Genomic DNA, 19,964 nt, shown 5'->3' with positions numbered 1-19,964 from the left:
ACATTTCTATACAATAAGGCATCTTACTTTCATTGCATCGCCTTAAAGAAGAATGTGACTGGAAGAAAAGACTCAGGTGTTTGTTCGCGTTGGCTCCGCCATGGCGCGCTGTCGGACCTGGGTTGCTATCCTGTCAGCAAAAACAAGCGAGGTTCGATTGGCTGATTCATCTGGCTACCGCATTCCCCCACCGCCGCCTTCGCATGGCCATGCCGCTCGATGGATAGCGCGCCATGAAAGGGTGGAGATTGGCGGCCTGGTGATTTCCGGCGGGATGATTTATGTTGGACATAGCTTGCCAGGAAATAATGGCAGGGCTGATCCTGCATTGATTGATACTGGCAAGAGCGTCGACTTTGGCAGCGACTATGCGGTTCCCGTGAATTTCTACTGGTCGGGTTATGCGGATGCCTTGCCCCAGCAGCGCGGTGCTTACCTGCGCTGGCTTGCCGACGGACGTAGTAGTCCGGACGCTGATATCGCTTATGTATTCGCTTTCTTTTATGGGCTGGAACGGCGGGTATTGATCGATGCGGAAAATGACCGTGCCGTCGATGCGGAAATGCCGCAGATTATGAAGGAACTCACGCGGCTGCATAAACACTACGGCAGCAAGTCCGGATTATTTTCGCGCCATTGCATGTCTCTTTTACAGGTATTGCAATTGGCAGGCGATCCGCAGCGGCTCTATCTGCAGCCGATGCCGGATTCGTCGCCTGAAGATGGCATGCCACTGCATTTACGGGTAGCGCTCGGGCAAGCCTGTGTCGATAATGTACCGCTGACGGTAGATATGGCTTGGGCGTGGATACGCTACGATCCTGCGCTGATATTGCGCACGGCGGCAAGCCGCTGTCCTGATGAATTTGAAAGCCTGTTTCGCCTGACGTACAAGCGGCTGCATGGTGATGGCATCGCGCTTGTTTTGACGACGCACAAGCTGTGCCTGCCGTATTCGCCCGCATCGCCCGGATTGCAGGCCAGCGCGGGCGGGAAGACGATGCCAGGCGATATTCCTGACTTCACCATCGCCAGCCTTCCACGACAAACGCTGCAGGAGCTGATCGATGCCTGCTCGTCGGAGCTGGACGCCTATAGCCGTGTCATCGAGCATCGTCCGGACAGGCACGCAACGCCCGATGCCTGGCTGTTCTTGCCATTTTCATTATGGCCCGAGACGGCGAAGCGAGCTCTCGCTTACGTGAATGCATGCTTGGGCGAGACAGTAATGGTGATGTCTGTGGAGGAACTGGCGCGGCATTTTGGTGCATCGGCAGGTATCGGCAAGGACAATTTGCGTGCCTTGGCTGCGGCCCTGCTGGCGCAACGGATTGCCATGGAGCCGGACATCCTGTCCATGGCGGGCGGCGCGGCATTACCCGAGCGGGTGGCGCTGTACCGCGCGGCGGCGCCGCAAGAGGCGGGCGATGTGGCGTCGTTTTACGAGACTGCCTTGCTGAGCCTGGAATTGTTGCTTGCCATGGCGCAGGCAGACGGTGTGTATTCTGACCATAAATGGCCACTCTGCCAGGCGCAGATCGTCGCCTGGAGCCAGTTGACACCGTATCTGCGGCGCCGCCTGATGGCGCGCATGATTCTGCTGCAACCTGTCGCGCTGAGTTCTTTCAAGCGGCGTATCGCCGCGCTCCCGCCGGTCGCGCGCGAGGCCTGCGCCGACTGCATCATCACGATGGCGGGGACGCCGGCGACACGCCAGGAAATCGCGGTGCTGGAAAGGGTCTGCACACTGCTGGGCGTCGAGCATCAAAAAATGTACAGTCAAGTCCATGCTGGCGCGACAGCACACCGGCCCGTAAGCGGCTCCAGCGTGTCGGCAGACGGTTTTGTGCTGGATCGCGCGCGCATTGCGGCATTACAACAAGACAGTCAACAGGTGGCGACGCTACTGGGCGATATCTTCCAGGACGAACCGGGCACTGACGTCGCGTCGCCACCGATCGACAGCCATGACGGCTTGCTTGGACTTGACGCCACGCATGCCCGATTCTCGCGCCATCTGCTCACACGCACCTCGTGGCGGCGCTCCGAATTGGAACCCCTCGCCCAGGAAGCGGGCGTCATGCTCGATGGTGCCCTGGAGCGGCTCAACGAGGCGTGCTACGACGCGTTCGACATGCCCTGCACCGAAGGCGACGATCCGGTCGACATCAATCCCGACATTCTCGAAAGACTTGCACAATGAACGCTCCAGCCATCCGCCCGAAAGACCGCGACGCGGTGATCCAGTCCTTGCGCGCCGGCGTCGTGCCGCGCGCTGGCCAGCACCTGATCCAGGTTGGCCGCAAGCCAGAGATCGAGTCACTGGTGGCGGATCTTGATCGTATCGCCGACGGCGGTTCGACAATACGCTTTGTTATCGGTGAGTATGGCGCCGGCAAGACTTTTTTCCTCAACCTGATACGTTCCGTGGCGATGGAAAAAAAACTGGTGACCGCCAACGCCGACCTGAATCCTGACCGGCGCCTGCATGCGACCGGTGGCCAGGCGCGCTCGTTGTACGCGGAATTGATGCGTAATCTGTCGACCCGTACCAAGCCCGAGGGTGGCGCGATGGCCGGTATCGTCGAACGGTTCATCGCCAACGCCAAAACCGAGGCGCTGGCCCAAGGTGCCAGCACGGAGGAAGTGATACGGCAAAAGCTCGAACATTTGACGGAGATGGTCAACGGTTTTGATTTTGCCGATGTGATCGCGGCATACTGTCGTGGCTTCGAGGCAGGTGACGAAGGGTTGAAATCCGATGCGATCCGCTGGCTGCGCGGTGAATTCAATACCAAGACTGAAGCGCGCCAGGCATTGGGAGTGCGTTCCATTGTCGACGATGCTTCCTTTTATGACCAGCTGAAGCTGTTTGCCCGCTTCGTGCGACTGGCTGGCTACGCCGGTTTTGTCGTCTGTCTCGATGAACTGGTCAATTTGTACAAGCTGGCCAATACGCCGGCGCGCAACGCGAACTATGAACAGATACTGCGCATCCTGAACGATACCTTGCAAGGCACGGCGGTAGGGCTTGGATTCATTCTGGGCGGTACGCCGGAATTTCTGCTCGATACGCGGCGCGGCTTGTTCAGCTATCCGGCGCTGCAAAGCCGGCTGGCGGAAAATACCTTCGCCGTTGCCGGCCTGGTCGACTACAGCGGACCCGTGCTGCGGCTGGCGAGTTTGCACCCAGAAGACTTTTATGTGTTGCTGGACAAGCTGCGCCACGTGCACGCATATGGCATCGCCGAGAAATATCTGCTGCCCGATGAGGCACTGCCGGCTTTCATGGAACATTGCGCGCGCCGTCTCGGTGATAGCTATTTCCGCACACCGCGCACGACCATCACGGCCTTTGTCAACTTGCTGGCGGTGCTGGAGCAAAATCCTGGCGCCGCATGGCGGCAATTGTTAGGCGCCGTTGAAATCATGCCTGACAGGGCAGGTGTCTCTGATACCGAGGTCGAGGACGACGACGAATTCGCCTCGTTCAAGCTCTGACGGCCATGAGTACGCCACTGTCGTCGTCGTTTTCGCTGCTGGACGAGCGTATCCAGCGCTGGATTTGGGCGGAAAACTGGAGCGAGCTGCACGATGTCCAGGAGCGCTCGATCGCTGCGATCAGCAGTGGCGCAGGCGATGTCATCATTGCTGCCGCCACGGCCAGCGGCAAGACCGAAGCGGCTTTTTTTCCTGTGCTGAGCAATATGCTGAAGGCCGGGGAGGAGCACGGCCTGTGTTTGTATATCAGTCCGCTCAAGGCATTGATTAACGACCAGTTTGGCAGATTGGAGCGTCTGTGCGCGACGCTGGAAATTCCCGTCTGGCCGTGGCATGGCGATATTTCATCGTCGTCAAAGATGCGTTTTTTCAAACAGCCGTCCGGTGTCGTGCTGATCACGCCGGAGTCGCTGGAAGCCATGCTGTGCAACCGGGGTTTCCAGATGCCGAACATCGCTGCACGGTTGCGTTACATCGTGGTCGATGAACTGCATGCGTTTATCGGTACGGAACGGGGCAAGCAATTGCAGTCGCTGATGCAGCGCATCGAACAGGCGGCGGGGCGTATGGTGCCGCGCATCGGCTTGTCGGCGACGTTGGGCAATCCGCGGTTGGGAGCGGATTTTTTGCGCCCGCATGGCGGCGCGGCCGTCGATCTCATCGAATCGCAAGCCGACCGTGGCGCGTTAGACATATGTATCAAGGGTTATCTCGATGTGGCGCCAGCAGCGGACGCAAATCCAGGCGACGAATCAGCCTCTGAACGGTCTATTGTGCAAGATCTGTTTGCGAAGCTGCGCGGGTCGAATAACCTGATTTTTCCGAATAGCCGAGGCAAAGTCGAACAATATACCTACGCGTTGCGCCGGCTCTGTGAGGCCGCCAGGGCGCCCAATGAATTCTGGCCCCACCATGGCAGCCTCTCGCGCGACATTCGAGAGGAAACAGAGGCGGCCTTGAAGAACAAGGAAAGCTGTGCCACTGCCATCTGTACCAATACCCTCGAGCTGGGTATCGACATAGGCGCAGTCAAGAGCGTGGTGCAGATCAGCTCGCCGCCATCGGTGGCCAGCATGCGCCAGCGCCTGGGACGGTCCGGACGGCGCCCCGGCGAGCCCGCCATCTTGCGCGGCTATGTCACGGAACAGGCGTTGGCCAAGGACTCCGCACTGGATGTCCAGTTGCGGACAGGGTTGTTTACTTTCGCTGCAATGGTCAGCCTGCTGGAAGACAAATGGGTTGAGCCACCGCAAACGAATGGCTTGCACTTTTCAACGCTGATCCAGCAACTGCTTTCCCTGATTGCCCAGCGTGGCGGCGTGCAGGCGGGTGACGTTTATCGCACGCTGTGTGTGCAAGGTCCCTTTTCCGCCTTGGGCAAAGCTGATTTTCTCGACATGTTGCGCCACCTGGGCAAGCTCGAATTGATACAGCAGGAAGCATCAGGCGTGCTGCTGCACGGTGCAAAAGGCGAACGCATCGTCAACCACTATTCCTTTTATGCCGCGTTTGCGGTGGAAGACGAATATCGCGTGGTGTGCGATAGCCGCGTCCTCGGCTCCCTGCCTATTTCAAGCAGCGTGTCCATCGGCGACTATATCGTGTTCGCAGGAAAAACCTGGCGTGTCGAGACGATAGATGAAGACGGCAAAACCATTTTGGTCAGCAAGACATCGACCGGCAAGGCGCCCGTGTTTAGCGGTAGTCAAGGGCACAGACATGCAAGCGTCAGGGAACGCATGCGCGAGCTGTATCGTGGCACCGGCGTGCCACATTTTCTCGATGCCACGGCTGCCCTCTTGTTGCAGGAAGGGCGTGACAGCTATGCGCGTTGTCGCTTGGATCAACGCGTCATGCTGAGCATGGGCAGCACTATCTATTTGCTGACCTGGCTTGGCGACAAGCAGAACGAGGCCCTGGCCGCAGTGCTGCGCAAGGCGGGCTTGAGCGTCTCGGTATCGGGTCCCGCGATCGAGATTTTTGCCAAGGAAACCGGCGAGGAAATGATCTCGCAATGCCTGCGTGCATTTGCCAGCCAGCCGCCGCCCGACGCACAGCAACTGCTGGCGGGCGCATTCAATCTGCGCAGGGAAAAATGGGATTGGGCTCTGCCCGAGCATTTGCTGAAAAAATCCTATGCCAGCTTGCAGATGGACGTGGCCGGAGCGCACGCCTGGGCGCAGCAATTCGCCGCCGCCGCGCAGGAGCAGGAGCATTAAAACCGTATCGGACAAGGCGCCGCCGTGCCTTCGCCGAAACCGGCGTAGCCGGATCGCGCGCTGAGGTTGAGCGTCATGTTGCCCTTGTCCGGCAGGTAGATGCAATATTCTCCGGTCGCCGTGATGACGCGGTAGATGCGCTTGGGGTCGTTCGGCGCGCTCCACAATTCGATGCGGGCCGCTTCGAACCACTTCGGCTTGACCGCCGCATGCGCTTGCGCGAAGCCTTTCGCCAGGCGCGTCTGCGCCGTGTCGGCCGGCGCCACGAACTCCTGCGGGTGCTCGGCGCGCAGCTGGCGGTCGATGGCGCCGGCGGCCAGCAAGGCCCGCTGCGCCAGCGAGCGCGGCTCCGTCCTTGGCGCCGCAGGCGCCGGTTCGGCCAGCAGGGGATTGTCCTGCTGCCTGTCTTGCGGCTGGTCTGGCGCCGGTGCCGGCGGCGCGGGGGGAACTGCGTCCTTGGGAGGCGACGCGGTCGCCGCACCGGCGGGGCGGGCTGGCAGGCGTGGGGACGGCGGATCGCGCTCGACGGGGGGCGTGGCGTCTCTTGCGGGCGGCAAGGGCGGCACCAGTTGCAGCCAGACCCGGTCGTCGTGCGCGATGCCCCTGTGGGCCGGCCGCGTGGCCGCCCAGAACAGCGCCAGGTGCAGCAGGACAAGCGCGGCGATGTAGCGGCCCCGGGGACGCCGGCCGAGAGAAAAATCAGGCGCATGCTGCGCAAGGCCAGTGCTCATCTGTTTCACGCTTCCCGTGATGAAGGTGGCACCAGTATGCAAATTTGCCACAGTGTTGTAAACAGCTTTCGGGCACAACGCGCAATCCGCCACCCAAGGTACCGGCAAGTGCGCCCGCGCGATGATTTTGTTAAGCTGTCATTCCAGGCGCCCGCTTCGCGGCGCCCCTCACTTCAGGAATCCGCGTGGCCGATCCCATCCATTTTTATGAACCTGCGCAGGGCCATGGCTTGCCGCACGACCCGTTCAATGCCATCGTCGGGCCGCGGCCCATCGGCTGGATCGCTACCCGCAGCGGCGCCGGCGTGCTGAATCTGGCGCCGTACAGCTTTTTCAACGCCTTCAATTACACGCCGCCGCTGATCGGCTTTTCCAGCATCGGGCGCAAGGATACCCTGCGCAATATCGAAGAGACGGGCGAATTCGTGTGGAACCTGGCCACGCGTCCGCTGGCCGGGGCCATGAACGCCAGCTGCGCGCTGGCCCCGCCCGAGGTCGATGAATTCGCGCTGGCGGGCCTGACGCCGGCCGCCTCGCGCGTCGTCACGGTGCCGCGCGTGGCGCAAAGCCCCGTGTCCTTCGAATGCCGGCGCACGCAGATCATCGAGCTGGAGGGCGTGAACGGGGAGGGCGTGGGCAGCTGGCTGGTGCTGGGCGAAGTGGTGGGCGTGCATATCGCGCGCCATCTGCTGGTGGACGGCGTGTATGACACGGCGGCCGCGCAGCCCATCCTGCGCGGCGGCGGGCCGGCCGATTATTTCGAGATCGGCCCGGACAGCCGGTTCCAGATGCGCCGGCCGGCCTGGCCCTGAGGCAGCCCCGGGTCAGGCGGCCCGGGTCAGGCCGGCTTGCGCTCCTTGACGATGCCGCGATAGATCAGCCATGTCGCCAGCAGGCTGATGGCGCCGGCGCCGGCCATCCAGTAGCCGGGTGCCGCCCTGTCGCCCGTACTCTCGATCAGCAAGGTCGATACCAGCGGCGTCATGCCGCCAAACAGCGCGGTGGCCAGGCTGTAGGCCAGCGAAAAGCCCGTGGTCCTGACGCTGGCCGGAATGATTTCCGTCAGCGCGACGATGGTGGCGCCGTTGTAGCTGCCGTACAGGAAGGACAGCCACAATTCCACCATCAGCATATGGTCGAAGCTTGGACGGGCGACCAGCCAGGCCAAGGCTGGATAGGCCGTCAGCAGCGTCAGCGCCGCGCATGCGGCCATGATGGGCCAGCGCCCGATGCGGTCGGACAGTGCGCCCATCAGCGGCAGCCAGAGGAAATTCGACAGGCCGATGCACAAGGTGACGAGCAGGCTTTCCTCGGTGCTGAGCTTGAGCACGCTCTTGCCGAAGGTCGGCGTGTAGACGGTGATCAGGTAGAACGCCACCGTCGTCAGGACGATCAGCATCGCGCCGGTGACGACCAGCGGCCAGTTCAGGCTGATCGTCGCCAGCATCTGGCGGAAGGTCGGATGCGACTTGCGCGTCAGGTAGGCCTCGGTCTCCTGCAGCGAGCGGCGGATGTAGAACACCACGGGAATAATCGAACAGCCGATGAAGAAGGGGATGCGCCAGCCCCAGTCCGCGATGAATTCCTTGCTCAGGGTCTCGTTGAGGAAATAGCCGAGCGCGGCGGAAAAGATGACGGCCAGCTGCTGGCTGGCCGATTGCCAGCTGACGTAATATCCCTTGTTGCCCGGCGTTGCTATCTCGGACAGGTAGACCGACACGCCTCCCAGTTCCACGCCGGCGGAGAAGCCTTGCAGCAACCGCCCGGCCAGCACCAGCAATGGCGCCAGCAGGCCGATGGTGGCGTAGCCGGGCACGAAGGCGATCAGCGCCGTGCCGGAGGCCATGATGGCCAGGGTCAGCACCAGGCCCTTGCGGCGGCCGATGCGGTCGATATAGCTGCCGAGGATGATGGCGCCGAGCGGACGCATGAAAAAACCGGCGCCGAAGGTGGCGAACGTCATCATCAGGGCCGCATATTCGCTGGTGGCGGGGAAGAATGCCCTGGAAATGTATGTCGCATAAAAGCCGAACAGGAAAAAGTCGTACATTTCGATGAAGTTCCCGCTCGTCACGCGGATGACGGTGGCGATGCGCGAGGGCGCGCGCGCCGGTGCCGGTGCCGATGGCGCCAGCGCTTCGGCGACGGGGGTGGCGGTGGAGGGAATGGCCATGGTTTACCTCTGGAGAAAAGATGGAGTGACGTCGCTTAGTGCGCGCTTGGCATCGGCTTTGGCGCCGGCGGCAGCGCCGATGCCGGCTGCAGGCCGGTGGCCGCGATCGCGGCGGCGCTGGCGGGAGCGGCGAGGAAGCGCAGCAAGGCGCGTGCGGCGTCCGGCTGCCGGGTATCGCGCACCAGCGCCGCTGAAAACTCCGTCAGCTGCTGCACCTGCGCCGGCAGCAGGCCGACGATGTCGATGCCTTCGACCGGCATCAGCTCGCTGCGCTGCTGGCAGCCGAAATCGGCCTGGCCGCGGGCGATGATTTCACCGACCGGGGTGGCGGGAATTTTCGCGGCCTTGCCCTGCATCTGCCGCTCGATGTATTCGCCGCTGGCGCTGTCGGAATAAGCCACTGTTTGCGCTTGCAGGAAGGCGCTGCGCAAGCCATCGATGGTGCTGATGTCCGGCTTCGCCGCGCCGTGCCGCACGGCGCAGGCGATCGGCGACTGCGCCAGCACCACCTTGCTGCCGGGGACCAGGCGGCCTTCCTGCATCAGCTTGTCGAGCGCGTCGCCGACCATGATGACGACGTCGACCTGCTCGCCGCGCGCCAGGCGCGCCGGGATCGCATTGCTGGTGCTGCCCATCGACGGCCCCCATGCGGACAGCAGCCTGTCGCCGCTGGCGCGCTCGTAGGCGGGCGCCAGATTCCTGTAGGCCTGGGCGAAGCCGCCCGAGCTGACCACGTGGATCTCGGCGGCATGCGCCGTGCCGGCGGCAAGCAGGAGCAGCGCCGCAAGAAGGGGCCGCGATTTTCGCGGCAGAGCAGGGTGAAGCATGATGGTGACTCCTATCGTTAATTTTTTTGCGTGCGGCCCGGCGTCAAGCGGGCGCCATGACGATCGCTGGCGCGCAGTGAGCGCGGTTTGTCGGGGGAAGGTGGCGGCTGGCGCGGTCGATGCCGCGGCGCATGGCGGGCGTGCTGCCGCCTGGCGCCCGCAACAGCGCGCACGTACAACGAGGTCGCATGGTGTCTCCTGTGGGGTGATGCCTTCTTGGCGAGGCTCAGCATGAAGATCCCATCATCGTTGAAATGGCATAATTTGATAATTGCAATTTTTCCGAGGATTAATGCATGTCACGCATCAATTACGACTTACATGATTTGCAGGCCTTTGTGGCCGTGGCGGAGCGCAACAGCTTTCGCCAGGCGGCGGCCGATCTGTTCCTGTCGCAGCCTGCGCTGAGCCGCCGCATCGACAAGCTGGAGGATGCCCTGGGCGTCAAGCTGTTCGCGCGCACCACGCGGCGCGTGCAGCTGACCAATGTGGGGCAGGCATTCCTCGTGAACGTGCGCGATGCGCTCAACGGGCTGGAAGATGCCGTGCTGGGCGTGGCCGACCTGGCCGCGCACCGCACCGGGACGGTGACGTTCGCCTGCGTCCCGTCGGCCGTCTGGCACTTCCTGCCCGATGTGCTCAAGCGCTTCAGCGCGCAGTTCCCGAAGATCCGCGTGCGCGTGCATGATGAAAGCGCGCAGGACGTGCTTAACCTCGTGCTGGCCGGCGAGGCGGATTTCGGCATCAGCTTTACGGGGGCGGAAAATCCCGAGATCCATTTCCAGCCCATCTATGTCGAAAGCTACGTGCTGGCGATGCGCCACGATCATCCGCTGGCCAGGCGCAAGAAGCTGAGCTGGAAGGAAACCGTCGACGAACGCTATATTTCGGTGGCCAAGTCGAGCGGCAACCGCAGCGTGCTCGACGCCGCGCTGTCCGGCGTGGAAAAGCATCCGTGGATCTCGTGCGAGATCAACCATGTGTCAGGCATACTGGCGCTGGTGGCGTCGGGGCTGGGCGTGGCGGCGGTGCCAGGGCTGTCCATCCTGCCGGAGCAGCAGAACACGGTGGTCGGCGTGCCGCTCGTCAATCCCGCAGTCAAGCGGACGCTGGGCCTGATCAGCAAGCACCGGCACGCGATGCCGCCGGCGTCGCGCACGCTGTTCGACATGCTGATCGCGAATATGGAGAAGCAGCGGCGGCCGGGCGTGAGGGGATAGGCGCGGCAGGCGGATGGCCGCCTTGCCTGCGGCGCGCAGCTGCTGCCGGCAAGGCGCTTATTTTTGCATGATGGGATCGCGTCCCAGGGTGCGCGCCAGCGCGCCGCCGTCGCCGCGCCAGAATTCGCGGTCGGCCAGGCGCACCCGTTCCGCCGCGTGCTGCATGTGTTCCATGGCGGCCTGGCGCGCCAGCTGCGGGTCGCCGGCGGCAATCGCTTGCACGATCTTTTCATGTTCGCGCCGCACCTCGATGGAAAAATCCGTGCGCCGCGCTTCGTTCGCGCGCGTCACCTTGACGGCCGAGCGGATCGGGTCGGCGAACATGGCGACGAATTTCGGCCAGTAGGGATTGCCCGTCGCCTCGGCGATGCACAGGTGCAGGCGCACGTCTTCCTCGACGCCATCGACGCCGGCCGCCACCGCTTCCTCGATGCGCCGCAGCGCGTGTTCGATGTCGGCCAGCTGGCCCGGCGTGCGCCGCACGGCGGCCAGCGCGGCGATTTCCGCCTCCAGCCCTTGCCGTACTTCGATCAGGTTCAGCAGCGATTGCACCGATTGCTCCGTCAGCGCGTCGCCCCGTTCGCCCGTCTTCGCGCCATCCTGCGCGCAGACGAAGGTGCCGCTGCCCTTGCGCGTGACGAGGATGCCTTCCGCCTGCAACAGGGCGATGGCTTCGCGCAGCACCGTGCGGCTGACGCCAAAATGCTCGGCCATCGCCTGCTCCGACGGCAGGCGCGTGCCGCCGGCCAGGCCATCGTGGTGGAGCTGTTGGCGCAGGCGGGCCGCCACCCGCGCGCCCAGGGTGCCGGTGGTGAAGCTGCCCGCGGCGGGCTCCGGCGCGGGGAGGGTGAAGCTGAAACTGCGGTCCATCGGGTGCATCCTTGCGCTAACGGTATTCAAAGGGGGATTGCCTGCTTGCCATTATAGGGAATATACAGCTTGACACACATAAAACACACACATAATATACATCCATACAAATTTTAGACAAGTTGCCAGCCACCTCCGGTGGACCATAAAAACCCGGCACGGTCGATCCCCCAGCGATCAGGAGACAAGCATGCAAGTGTCACAAACAATGCCGGGCCAGCCGGCGGGCGCCGCCGCCAGCCAGAAAATCATCGACGATGCCGTTTACCGCAAGGTGACCTGGCGCATCATCCCCTTCCTCATGCTGTGCTACATCGTCGCTTACCTCGACCGCGTCAATGTGGGGTTCGCCAAGCTGCAAATGCTGGCCGACCTGCAGTTTTCCGAAACCGTGTACGGCCTGGGCGCCGGCGTGTTCTTCCTCGGCTACTTCCTGTTCGAAGTGCCCAGCAACGTGATGCTGCACAAGATCGGCGCGCGCGTGTGGATCGCCCGCATCATGATCACCTGGGCCATCATCTCGGGCGCCTTCATGTTCGTCACCACGCCGACCATGTTCTACATCATGCGCTTCCTGCTCGGCGTGGCCGAAGCGGGCTTTTTCCCCGGCATCATTCTGTATCTGACCTACTGGTATCCGTCCGAGCGCCGCGCGCGCATGGTCTGCACCTTCATGGCCGCCATTCCCGTGGCGGGCCTGATCGGCGGCCCGCTGTCGGGCTGGATCATGGAAACCTTCGCCGGCGTGCATGGCTACGCGGGCTGGCAGTGGATGTTCGTGCTCGAAGCGGTGCCCGCCGTGATCATGGGCGTGGCCGTGCTGCTGTACCTCGATAACAGCATCCGCGCCGCGAAGTGGCTGACGGAGGAAGAAAAGTGCCTGCTCGAACAGCGCATCGATACGGAAGCGAAGGGCAAGGTCTCGCATCCGTCGATCCGCGCCATGTTCGCCGATCCGCGCATCTGGGTCATGGCCCTGATCTACTTCTGCTGCGTGATGGGGCAGTATTCGCTGACCTTCTGGCTGCCCAGCCTGATCAAGGCGGCCGGCGTGACGGGCGTGCTCAATATCGGCCTGTTCACGGCGATTCCGTATTCGTTCGCCGTGGCCGCGATGATTTTGCTGGGCCGCAGCTCGGACAAATACCGCGAGCGCCGCTGGCACATGGCCATCCCGCTGGTGATCGGCGCGGCCGCCATCGTCTGCAGCGCGCTGGCCGGTGCCCACAATACCGGATGGGCCATCTTCTTCCTGACGATCGCCGCCGGCGGCATCCTGGCCGCCTCGCCCATGTTCTGGAGCTTGCCGACGGCTTTCCTGGGTGGCGTCTCGGCCGCCGCCGGCATCGCCGCCATCAACTCGGTGGGCAACCTGGCCGGTTTCGCGGCGCCCTACATGATCGGTTCGATCAAGGATTTGACGCAGTCGACCGACATCGCCATCTACCTGCTGGCGGCCATCCTGGTGATCGGCGCGGCCATCATCATGCGCGTGCCGGCCAAGCTGGTGAACAAATAAGACTGGAGTAGCAGATGAACGTGGAAATGAAAAAAGTGGGCGTGATCGGCCTGGGCGCCATGGGCATGGGCATCGCGCAATCGCTGCTGCGCGCGGGCTTTGAAGTGCATGCCTGCGACGTGCGCGCCGAGACGGTGCAAGCGCTGGCCGACAAGGGCGCCCATGCGGCGCAGTCGCCCGCCGCGCTGGCGGCGCAGGTGCAGGCGCTGCTGATCGTCGTCGTCAATGCGCAGCAGACGGAAGCCGTGCTGTTTGGCGAGCATGGCGCGGCCAGCGCCCTGGCGCCGGGCAGCGTCATCATCGCCTGCGCCACCGTGGCGCCCGAATTTGCCGAAGCGCTGGGCGCGCGCCTGGCGGCCATGGGGCTGCGCTTCATCGACGCGCCGATTTCCGGCGGCGCGGCCAAGGCGCAAGCCGGCGAGATGTCCGTCATGGCGGCCGGCGCGCCCGACGCGTTCGACGCCTGCGCCGGCATCTTCGACGCCATCTGCGCCCGGCTGTACCGCCTGGGAGAGCAGCCGGGGCAGGGCTCGAAGGTCAAGATGATCAACCAGCTGCTGGCCGGCGTGCACATCGCCGCCGCCGCCGAAGCGATGGCGCTGGGCTTGCGCGCCGGCTGCGACCCGGACGCGCTGTACGAAGTCATTTCAAACAGCGCCGGCAGTTCGTGGATGTTCCAGAACAGGGTGCCGCACATCTTGAAGGGCGACTACACGCCGCTATCAGCCGTGAACATTTTTGTGAAAGACCTGGGCATCGTGCTCGATTACGCGAAGAAAAGCGTGTTTCCCCTGCCCCTGTCGGCCACGGCGCACCAGATGTTCATGCAGGCGTCGGCGGCAGGCTTTGGCGGCGAGGACGATGCGGCCGTCATCAAGACTTTCCCGGGAATTAGCTTGCCGGCGAAAGCGTAACTGAATCAAAAAGGAATTATCATGACCGTACTACTGGGATGTATCGCCGATGACTTCACGGGTGGCACCGACCTGGCCGGCATGCTGGTCAAGGCCGGCATGCGCACGGTGCAGCTGATCGGCGTGCCGCAAGGGCCACCGCCAGCCGACGTCGATGCCGTCGTCATCGCGCTCAAGTCGCGCACGACCGCGCCGCAAGACGCGGTGGCCGAATCGCTGGCGGCCTTGCGCTGGCTGCAGCAGGCCGGATGCCGCCAGTTCTACTTCAAGTACTGCTCCACCTTCGACTCCACGCCGCGCGGCAATATCGGTCCCGTGGCAGAGGCGCTGATGCAGGCGCTGGACACGGACTTCACGATCGCCTGCCCGGCGTTTCCCGCCAACGGGCGCACCATCTACAAGGGCAACCTGTTCGTCGGCGACGTGCCGCTGGCCGAGTCGGGCATGCGCGAGCATCCCCTGACGCCGATGACGGATTCGAACCTGGTGCGCGTGCTGCAGCAGCAGGTGCAGGCCAGGGTGGGGCTGGCCGATTACAGCGTGGTGGAGAAGGGCGCGGCCGCCATCGCCCAGCGCTTCACGGACTTGCGCGGCCAGGGCTGCCATTTCGCCATCGTCGATGCCGTGTCGAACCGCGACCTCGAAGCCATCGGCGCCGCCTGTGCGGACTTGAAACTGATCACGGGCGGCTCCGGCATCGCGCTGGGACTGCCGCAGAATTTCCGCCAGCGGGGCCAGTTGTCGCCCTCGCATGCCGGACAGGCAGGGCGTTTGCCGCCTGCATCCGGATTGCGCGCCGTGATCTCGGGCAGCTGCTCCGTGGCCACGCAGCAGCAGGTGGCGCACCTGCGCGAGAGCGCGCCAGCATTCCACGTCGATCCCTTGCAGCTGGCGGCCGGCGGCGAGGTGGTCGATGCGGTAGTCGGCCAGGCGCTGGCATGGGCGGCTGAGCACCTGCCGCAAGGGCCGGTGCTGATCTATGCGACGGCCACGCCGGACGCCGTGCGCGCCGTGCAGGCGCAGCTGGGCGTGGAACGGGCCGGCGCGCTGGTCGAGGAAACCCTGGCCGCCATCGCCCAGGGCCTCGTGCGCCTGGGCGTGGGCCAGCTGATCGTCGCCGGCGGCGAGACCTCGGGTGCCGTCGTCAAAGCGCTGGGCGTGGCGGGCTTGCGCATCGGCCCCGAGATCGACCCCGGCGTGCCGTGGACGCAAGCCTTGGCCGCGCCGGGCGACGATGGCAGGGCGCCTTTGGTGCTGGCGCTCAAGTCCGGCAATTTCGGCAGCGTGGACTTCTTCAGCAAGGCATGGCAGGTGCTGGCATGAGCGCCCCTGCGATTCACACGTCGCCAGAAGAGATGCGCCAGCGCGAACAGATCGTCGACTTCGGCAAGTCGCTGTTCGAGCGGGGACTCACGGCCGGCAGCAGCGGCAACCTGAGCGTGCGCCTGTCCGATGGCTGGCTGCTGACGCCGACGAACGCCAGCCTGGGGCGGCTCGATCCCGCGCAGCTGTCGAAGCTCGATTGGGATGGCAAGCTGCTCAGCGGCGCGCCGCCGTCCAAGGAGGCATTCCTGCACCGCGCCATGTACGAAGAGCGAAGCAGCGCGGGCGCCATCGTGCACCTGCACTCGACGCATGCGGCGGCCGTGTCGTGCATGTGCGGCTTGAACCACGACGACTGCATTCCGCCGCTGACGCCGTACTTTGTGATGAAGGTGGGGCGTTTGCCGCTGCTGCCCTACCACCGTCCTGGCGACCCGGCGCTGGCCGGCGCGATCAGCGCCATGGCGCGCAGGCATTCGGCCGTGCTGCTGGCCAATCACGGCCCCGTCGTGTCGGGATCGAACCTGGAAGCGGCCGTGTACGCGGCCGAGGAACTGGAAGAGACGGCCAAGCTGTTCCTGCTGCTGCGCGGCGTGCCCACGCGCCCGCTCGACGCGGCGCAGATCGCCGACCTGAAACACACCTTCAAACTCGATATCTAAGAAACCCAGGAGACATGCATGCCCCGCTTTGCCGCCAATCTGACCATGATGTTCAACGAAGTGCCTTTCCCGCAGCGCTTTGCCGCCGCCGCGCAAGCGGGCTTCCAGGGCGTCGAATTTCTTTTCCCGTATGACTACCCGCCGCAGGAAGTGGCGGGCTGGCTGCGCGAGAACGGTTTGACGAATGTGCTGTTCAACCTGCCGCCGGGCGACTGGGCTGCCGGCGAGCGGGGCCTTGCCTCCTTGCCGGGCCGCGAAGCGGAATTTCGTGCCGGCGTGGCGCGCGCCATCGAGTATGCGCTGGCGCTGGGCACCCCGCGCGTGCACATGATGGCCGGGCTGCTGCCCGTGGGTGCCGACGTCAATCTGCACCGCGCCACCTACCTGGCGAACCTGCGGTACGCCGCGCAAGCCGTGGGCGAGCATGGCATCGACCTCTTGATCGAACCCATCAACGGGCGCGACATGCCCGGCTACTTCCTCGTCACGCAGGCGCAGGGCCATGCGCTGCGCCTGGAATCGGGCGCGCCCAACGTCAAGGTGCAGATGGATTTTTATCACACGCAGATCGTCGAGGGCGATATCGCCATGACGTTCAGGAACAACTTCGACGGCATCGGCCACGTGCAGATCGCCAGCGTCCCGGCGCGCAATGAGCCGGACGATGGCGAAGTCAATTACCCGTACCTGTACGCCCTGCTGGATGAACTGGGCTACGCGGGCTGGATCGGCTGCGAATACCGTCCGCGCGGGCGCACCGAGGATGGCCTCGGCTGGCTCGCCGCATACAACACCAAGCAAGGAGAATGGAAATGAAAGTACTGATCACCGGCGGCGCCGGTTTCCTGGGACAGCGCCTGGCGCGCCAGTTGCTGGCGCAGGGCCGGCTGACGGACAGCCACGGCCAGTTGCAGACCATCAGCGAGCTGGTGCTGGTCGACGTGGTGGCCGCGCATGACTTCAACGACGCGCGCGTGACGGTGGTCACGGGCGACATCGCCGACGGGGCCCTGATGCGCGCCACCATCGATGCGCGCACAAGCTCGATCTTCCATCTGGCCGCCATCGTCAGCGGCCAGGCGGAAGCCGATTTCGAGCTGGGCATGCGCATCAACCTCGATGCCTCGCGTTTGCTGCTCGATATCTGCCGCGAACTGGGGCACAAGCCGAAAGTGGTGTTTACCAGCTCGGTCGCCGTCTACGGCGGCCAGTTGCCCGACGTGGTGCAGGACACCACCGCGCTGAACCCGCAATCGTCGTACGGGGCGCAAAAGGCCATCGGCGAATTGCTGCTCAACGATTACAGCCGCCGCGGTTTTGTCGATGGCCGCGTCCTGCGCCTGCCGACCATCAGCGTGCGTCCCGGTAAACCGAACAAGGCGGCATCGTCCTTCGCCAGCGGCATCATCCGCGAACCGCTGAACGGCGAGGCGGCCGTCTGCCCCGTGTCCACCGATTTGCGATTGTGGCTGCTGTCGCCGCGCGGCGCCATCGCCTCGCTGATCGCCGGCCATGAACTGGCGGGCGCGGCGTTTGGCGCCAGCCGCACCGTGAACTTGCCTGGCTTGAGCGTCAGCGTGGGCGAGATGATCGCCGCGCTGGAGCAGGTGGCCGGCAGCGAAGTGACGGCCCGCATCAGCTACGCCCCTGACCCCGCCATCGAGCGCATCGTCAAGAGCTGGCCCGGCGCGTGGGACACGGCCCGCGCCGAAGCGCTGGGATTGACGGCCGATGCGGATGTCGCCGCCATCATCCGCGCCTACATGGACGATGTAAACGCGTGACGACGTAAAAACGGCCAGCGCAGGCTGGCCGTGTGGCGACATCGTTGGGGCCGGGAGATGATCCCGGCCTTTTTATTTGCCCAGTATCGACGCCACGTTGTCGGTGCCGGGCGCGCCGAACAGCTGCTGCTTGAGGATGTGCAGCTGGTCGCGCACTTGCGCCGCCTTTTCGAATTCCAGGTTCTTGGCGTGGTCGACCATCAGTTTTTCCAGGCGCTTGATTTCCTTGCTGACCTGTTTCTCGCTCATCGCTTCGAATTTCGCCGCTTCCTGCGCCACCTGCAGGGTTTCGCGCGCTTCCTGCGGACTGTAGACGCCGTCGATCATTTCGCGGATCGACTTTTTCACGCCGATCGGGATGATGTTATTCGCCGTGTTGAAGGCGATCTGCTTGGCGCGGCGGCGTTCCGTCTCGTCGATGGCGCGGCGCATGGAATCGGTGATGCGGTCGCCGTACAGAATCGCCGTGCCGTTCAGGTTGCGCGCGGCGCGGCCGATGGTCTGGATCAGGCTGCGCTCGGAGCGCAGGAAGCCTTCCTTGTCCGCGTCGAGGATGGCCACCAGCGATACTTCCGGCAAGTCCAGGCCCTCGCGCAGCAGGTTGATCCCCACCAGCACGTCGAAGGTGCCCAGGCGCAGGTCGCGCAGGATTTCCACGCGCTCCACCGTCTCGATATCGCTGTGCAGGTAGCGCACCTTGATGCCATGGTCGCCCAGGTATTCCGTCAACTGCTCCGACATGCGCTTGGTCAAAGTTGTCACCAGCACGCGCTCGTCCTTCTTGATGCGCTCGACGATTTCCGACATCAGGTCGTCCACCTGGCTGCTGGCCGGGCGCACGATGATCTGCGGGTCGACCAGGCCCGTGGGGCGCACCACCTGTTCGACGATCTGGTCGGAATGCGTCTTTTCGTATTCGGCCGGCGTGGCCGAGACGAACACGGTCTGGCGCATCTTCTGCTCGAATTCCTCGAATTTCAAGGGCCGGTTGTCCAGCGCCGACGGCAGGCGGAAGCCGTAATCGACCAGGTTCGTCTTGCGCGAGCGGTCGCCGTTGTACATGGCGCTCAGCTGGCCCGTCAGCACGTGCGACTCGTCGAGGAACATCAATGCGTCGGGCGGCAGATAGTCGACCAGGGTGGGCGGCGGCTCGCCCGGCAGCGCGCCGCTCAGATGGCGCGAGTAGTTCTCGATGCCTTTCGTAAAACCGATTTCCGCCATCATTTCCAGGTCGAAGCGCGTGCGCTGTTCCAGCCGCTGTTCCTCGATCAGTTTATTCTCCTTGCGGAAGAACTCGAGGCGTTCGCGCAGCTCGTCCTTGATGGTTTCCACGGCGCGCAGCACGGTGGAGCGGGGCGTCACGTAGTGCGAACCCGGATACACGGTGAAGCGGGGGATTTTCTGGCGCACGCGGCCCGTCAGCGGGTCGAACAGCTGGATCGATTCGATCTCGTCGTCGAACATCTCCAGGCGCACGGCCAGTTCCGCATGCTCGGCGGGGAAGATGTCGATGGTATCGCCGCGCACGCGGAAGGTGCCGCGGCCGAAGTCGACCTCGTTGCGCGTGTACTGCATCTGGATCAGGCGCGCGATGACGTCGCGCTGGCTGACCCGGTCCTTCACGCGCAGGGTCAAAATCATCTGGTGGTATTCGTTCGGATTGCCGATACCGTAGATGGCCGAGACGGTGGCGACGATGATGACGTCGCGCCGTTCCATCAGCGACTTGGTGCACGACAGGCGCATCTGCTCGATATGCTCGTTGATCGACGAATCCTTTTCGATGAACAGGTCGCGCTGCGGCACATAGGCTTCCGGCTGGTAGTAATCGTAGTAGCTGACGAAGTATTCGACGGCGTTCTGCGGGAAGAAATCGCGGAATTCGCTGTACAGCTGCGCCGCCAGCGTCTTGTTGGGCGCGAAGACGATGGCCGGCCGGCCCATGCGCGCGATGACGTTGGCCATGGTGTAGGTCTTGCCCGAGCCGGTCACGCCCAGCAGGGTCTGGAAGGCCAGGCCATCGGCGATGCCCTCGGATAATTGCGCGATCGCCGTGGGCTGATCGCCGGCCGGAGGGAAGGGCTGGTGCAGCTTGAAGGGGGAGTCCGGGAAAGAGATAATTGCGCTTTCCGCCTCGCTGGCGGTAGATAATTCGGGCATGTGAATCAGACCTTTGTTAGAATAGTGCTCTGCTGGCGGCCCTGGCGTTGTATTCGGGGCG

16 protein-coding genes are annotated in these 19,964 nt (G+C 63.9%); 11 read left to right on the top strand and 5 right to left on the bottom strand.

The genetic code is table 11. The features are described from left to right. Nucleotides 1-76: 76 nt before the first annotated feature. The 3 genes from BM193_RS02695 to BM193_RS02685 are packed head-to-tail and all read left to right on the top strand — an operon-like array spanning nt 77 to nt 5,720. Nucleotides 77-2,203 (top strand): tellurite resistance TerB family protein, encoded by a 2,127-nt coding sequence (locus tag BM193_RS02695; protein WP_139176000.1) that lies wholly within the window; start codon nt 77-79, stop codon nt 2,201-2,203. Next, entirely contained in the window at nt 2,200-3,501 is a 1,302-nt protein-coding gene (locus tag BM193_RS02690) for an ATP-binding protein (protein WP_092795170.1), read from the top strand. The genes BM193_RS02695 and BM193_RS02690 overlap by 4 nt, the downstream gene beginning before the upstream one ends. Before the next feature lie 5 nt (nt 3,502-3,506). Further along, a complete protein-coding gene (locus BM193_RS02685) occupies nt 3,507-5,720 on the top strand; it encodes a DEAD/DEAH box helicase (protein ID WP_092795168.1) in 2,214 nt (737 codons plus the stop codon). Here the strand turns inward: BM193_RS02685 and BM193_RS02680 are convergent. Next, nucleotides 5,717-6,451 (bottom strand): hypothetical protein, encoded by a 735-nt coding sequence (locus BM193_RS02680; RefSeq protein WP_092795167.1) that lies wholly within the window; start codon nt 6,449-6,451, stop codon nt 5,717-5,719. The genes BM193_RS02685 and BM193_RS02680 overlap by 4 nt on opposite strands. Nucleotides 6,452-6,636: 185 nt before the next feature. Between BM193_RS02680 and BM193_RS02675 the strand changes: the two genes are divergently transcribed. Further along, nucleotides 6,637-7,263 carry a flavin reductase family protein gene (locus tag BM193_RS02675; protein WP_092795165.1) on the top strand — a complete coding sequence of 209 codons (627 nt, stop codon included), beginning with the start codon at nt 6,637-6,639 and terminating at the stop codon, nt 7,261-7,263. A gap of 26 nt (nt 7,264-7,289) precedes the next feature. On the opposite strand, the gene BM193_RS02670 is transcribed toward BM193_RS02675, so the two are convergent. Together BM193_RS02670 and BM193_RS02665 are read right to left on the bottom strand one after the other, a co-directional pair. Beyond that, nucleotides 7,290-8,624, bottom strand: coding sequence for an MFS transporter (locus tag BM193_RS02670; protein WP_092795164.1), 1,335 nt, complete (start codon nt 8,622-8,624; stop codon nt 7,290-7,292). A gap of 35 nt (nt 8,625-8,659) precedes the next feature. Continuing rightward, nucleotides 8,660-9,451, bottom strand: coding sequence for a substrate-binding domain-containing protein (locus BM193_RS02665; protein ID WP_092795163.1), 792 nt, complete (start codon nt 9,449-9,451; stop codon nt 8,660-8,662). Nucleotides 9,452-9,747: 296 nt separating this feature from the next. Here BM193_RS02665 and BM193_RS02660 point away from each other — a divergent pair, with 296 nt between their 5' ends. Then, nucleotides 9,748-10,671 carry a LysR family transcriptional regulator gene (locus BM193_RS02660; protein WP_092795161.1) on the top strand — a complete coding sequence of 308 codons (924 nt, stop codon included), beginning with the start codon at nt 9,748-9,750 and terminating at the stop codon, nt 10,669-10,671. A 57-nt stretch (nt 10,672-10,728) separates the two neighbouring features. Here BM193_RS02660 and BM193_RS02655 read toward each other — a convergent pair whose 3' ends face one another. After that, complete coding sequence (locus BM193_RS02655; protein ID WP_092795159.1) at nt 10,729-11,541, bottom strand: FadR/GntR family transcriptional regulator; 813 nt, start codon at nt 11,539-11,541, stop codon at nt 10,729-10,731. A 208-nt stretch (nt 11,542-11,749) separates the two neighbouring features. Between BM193_RS02655 and BM193_RS02650 the strand changes: the two genes are divergently transcribed. The 6 genes from BM193_RS02650 to denD are packed head-to-tail and all read left to right on the top strand — an operon-like array spanning nt 11,750 to nt 17,743. Then, nucleotides 11,750-13,060: an MFS transporter gene (locus BM193_RS02650; RefSeq protein WP_175533165.1), complete on the top strand. Its 1,311-nt coding sequence runs from the start codon at nt 11,750-11,752 to the stop codon at nt 13,058-13,060. Between the two features lie 14 nt (nt 13,061-13,074). Beyond that, nucleotides 13,075-13,974, top strand: a complete 900-nt coding sequence (gene ltnD, locus BM193_RS02645; protein ID WP_092795156.1) for an L-threonate dehydrogenase — start codon at nt 13,075-13,077, stop codon at nt 13,972-13,974. 21 nt (nt 13,975-13,995) lie between these two features. Beyond that, nucleotides 13,996-15,297, top strand: coding sequence for a 3-oxo-tetronate kinase (otnK, locus tag BM193_RS02640; RefSeq protein ID WP_092795154.1), 1,302 nt, complete (start codon nt 13,996-13,998; stop codon nt 15,295-15,297). Then, a complete protein-coding gene (gene otnC, locus BM193_RS02635) occupies nt 15,294-15,959 on the top strand; it encodes a 3-oxo-tetronate 4-phosphate decarboxylase (protein ID WP_217638404.1) in 666 nt (221 codons plus the stop codon). Before otnK ends, otnC begins: the two co-directional genes overlap by 4 nt. A gap of 18 nt (nt 15,960-15,977) precedes the next feature. Continuing rightward, nucleotides 15,978-16,775, top strand: a complete 798-nt coding sequence (gene otnI / locus BM193_RS02630) for a 2-oxo-tetronate isomerase (RefSeq protein WP_092795151.1) — start codon at nt 15,978-15,980, stop codon at nt 16,773-16,775. Continuing rightward, nucleotides 16,772-17,743 (top strand): D-erythronate dehydrogenase, encoded by a 972-nt coding sequence (gene denD, locus BM193_RS02625; protein WP_092795149.1) that lies wholly within the window; start codon nt 16,772-16,774, stop codon nt 17,741-17,743. The genes otnI and denD overlap by 4 nt, the downstream gene beginning before the upstream one ends. 72 nt (nt 17,744-17,815) lie before the next feature. On the opposite strand, the gene uvrB is transcribed toward denD, so the two are convergent. After that, nucleotides 17,816-19,903: an excinuclease ABC subunit UvrB gene (gene uvrB, locus BM193_RS02620; protein WP_092795147.1), complete on the bottom strand. Its 2,088-nt coding sequence runs from the start codon at nt 19,901-19,903 to the stop codon at nt 17,816-17,818. Nucleotides 19,904-19,964 lie beyond the last annotated feature (61 nt).

Origin of the sequence: Janthinobacterium sp. 344 (assembly GCF_900112025.1) — a bacterium.
GTDB lineage: Bacteria > Pseudomonadota > Gammaproteobacteria > Burkholderiales > Burkholderiaceae_D > Janthinobacterium.
The sequence above is the reverse complement of the archived record's forward strand: the minus strand, read 5'-3'. Positions and strand labels throughout refer to the sequence as shown.

What these genes read in the sequence shown, in the direction of transcription:
- BM193_RS02670 (WP_092795164.1), bottom strand. Translation starts at nt 8,624, where the DNA reads ATGGCCATTCCCTCCACCGCCACCCCCGTCGCCGAAGCGCTGGCGCCA.
- BM193_RS02650 (WP_175533165.1), top strand. Translation starts at nt 11,750, where the DNA reads ATGCCGGGCCAGCCGGCGGGCGCCGCCGCCAGCCAGAAAATCATCGAC.
- BM193_RS02685 (WP_092795168.1), top strand. Translation starts at nt 3,507, where the DNA reads ATGAGTACGCCACTGTCGTCGTCGTTTTCGCTGCTGGACGAGCGTATC.
- BM193_RS02690 (WP_092795170.1), top strand. Translation starts at nt 2,200, where the DNA reads ATGAACGCTCCAGCCATCCGCCCGAAAGACCGCGACGCGGTGATCCAG.
- BM193_RS02655 (WP_092795159.1), bottom strand. Translation starts at nt 11,541, where the DNA reads ATGGACCGCAGTTTCAGCTTCACCCTCCCCGCGCCGGAGCCCGCCGCG.
- uvrB (WP_092795147.1), bottom strand. Translation starts at nt 19,903, where the DNA reads ATGCCCGAATTATCTACCGCCAGCGAGGCGGAAAGCGCAATTATCTCT.
- BM193_RS02665 (WP_092795163.1), bottom strand. Translation starts at nt 9,451, where the DNA reads ATGCTTCACCCTGCTCTGCCGCGAAAATCGCGGCCCCTTCTTGCGGCG.
- denD (WP_092795149.1), top strand. Translation starts at nt 16,772, where the DNA reads ATGAAAGTACTGATCACCGGCGGCGCCGGTTTCCTGGGACAGCGCCTG.
- BM193_RS02660 (WP_092795161.1), top strand. Translation starts at nt 9,748, where the DNA reads ATGTCACGCATCAATTACGACTTACATGATTTGCAGGCCTTTGTGGCC.
- BM193_RS02680 (WP_092795167.1), bottom strand. Translation starts at nt 6,451, where the DNA reads ATGAGCACTGGCCTTGCGCAGCATGCGCCTGATTTTTCTCTCGGCCGG.
- otnI (WP_092795151.1), top strand. Translation starts at nt 15,978, where the DNA reads ATGCCCCGCTTTGCCGCCAATCTGACCATGATGTTCAACGAAGTGCCT.
- otnK (WP_092795154.1), top strand. Translation starts at nt 13,996, where the DNA reads ATGACCGTACTACTGGGATGTATCGCCGATGACTTCACGGGTGGCACC.
- ltnD (WP_092795156.1), top strand. Translation starts at nt 13,075, where the DNA reads ATGAACGTGGAAATGAAAAAAGTGGGCGTGATCGGCCTGGGCGCCATG.
- otnC (WP_217638404.1), top strand. Translation starts at nt 15,294, where the DNA reads ATGAGCGCCCCTGCGATTCACACGTCGCCAGAAGAGATGCGCCAGCGC.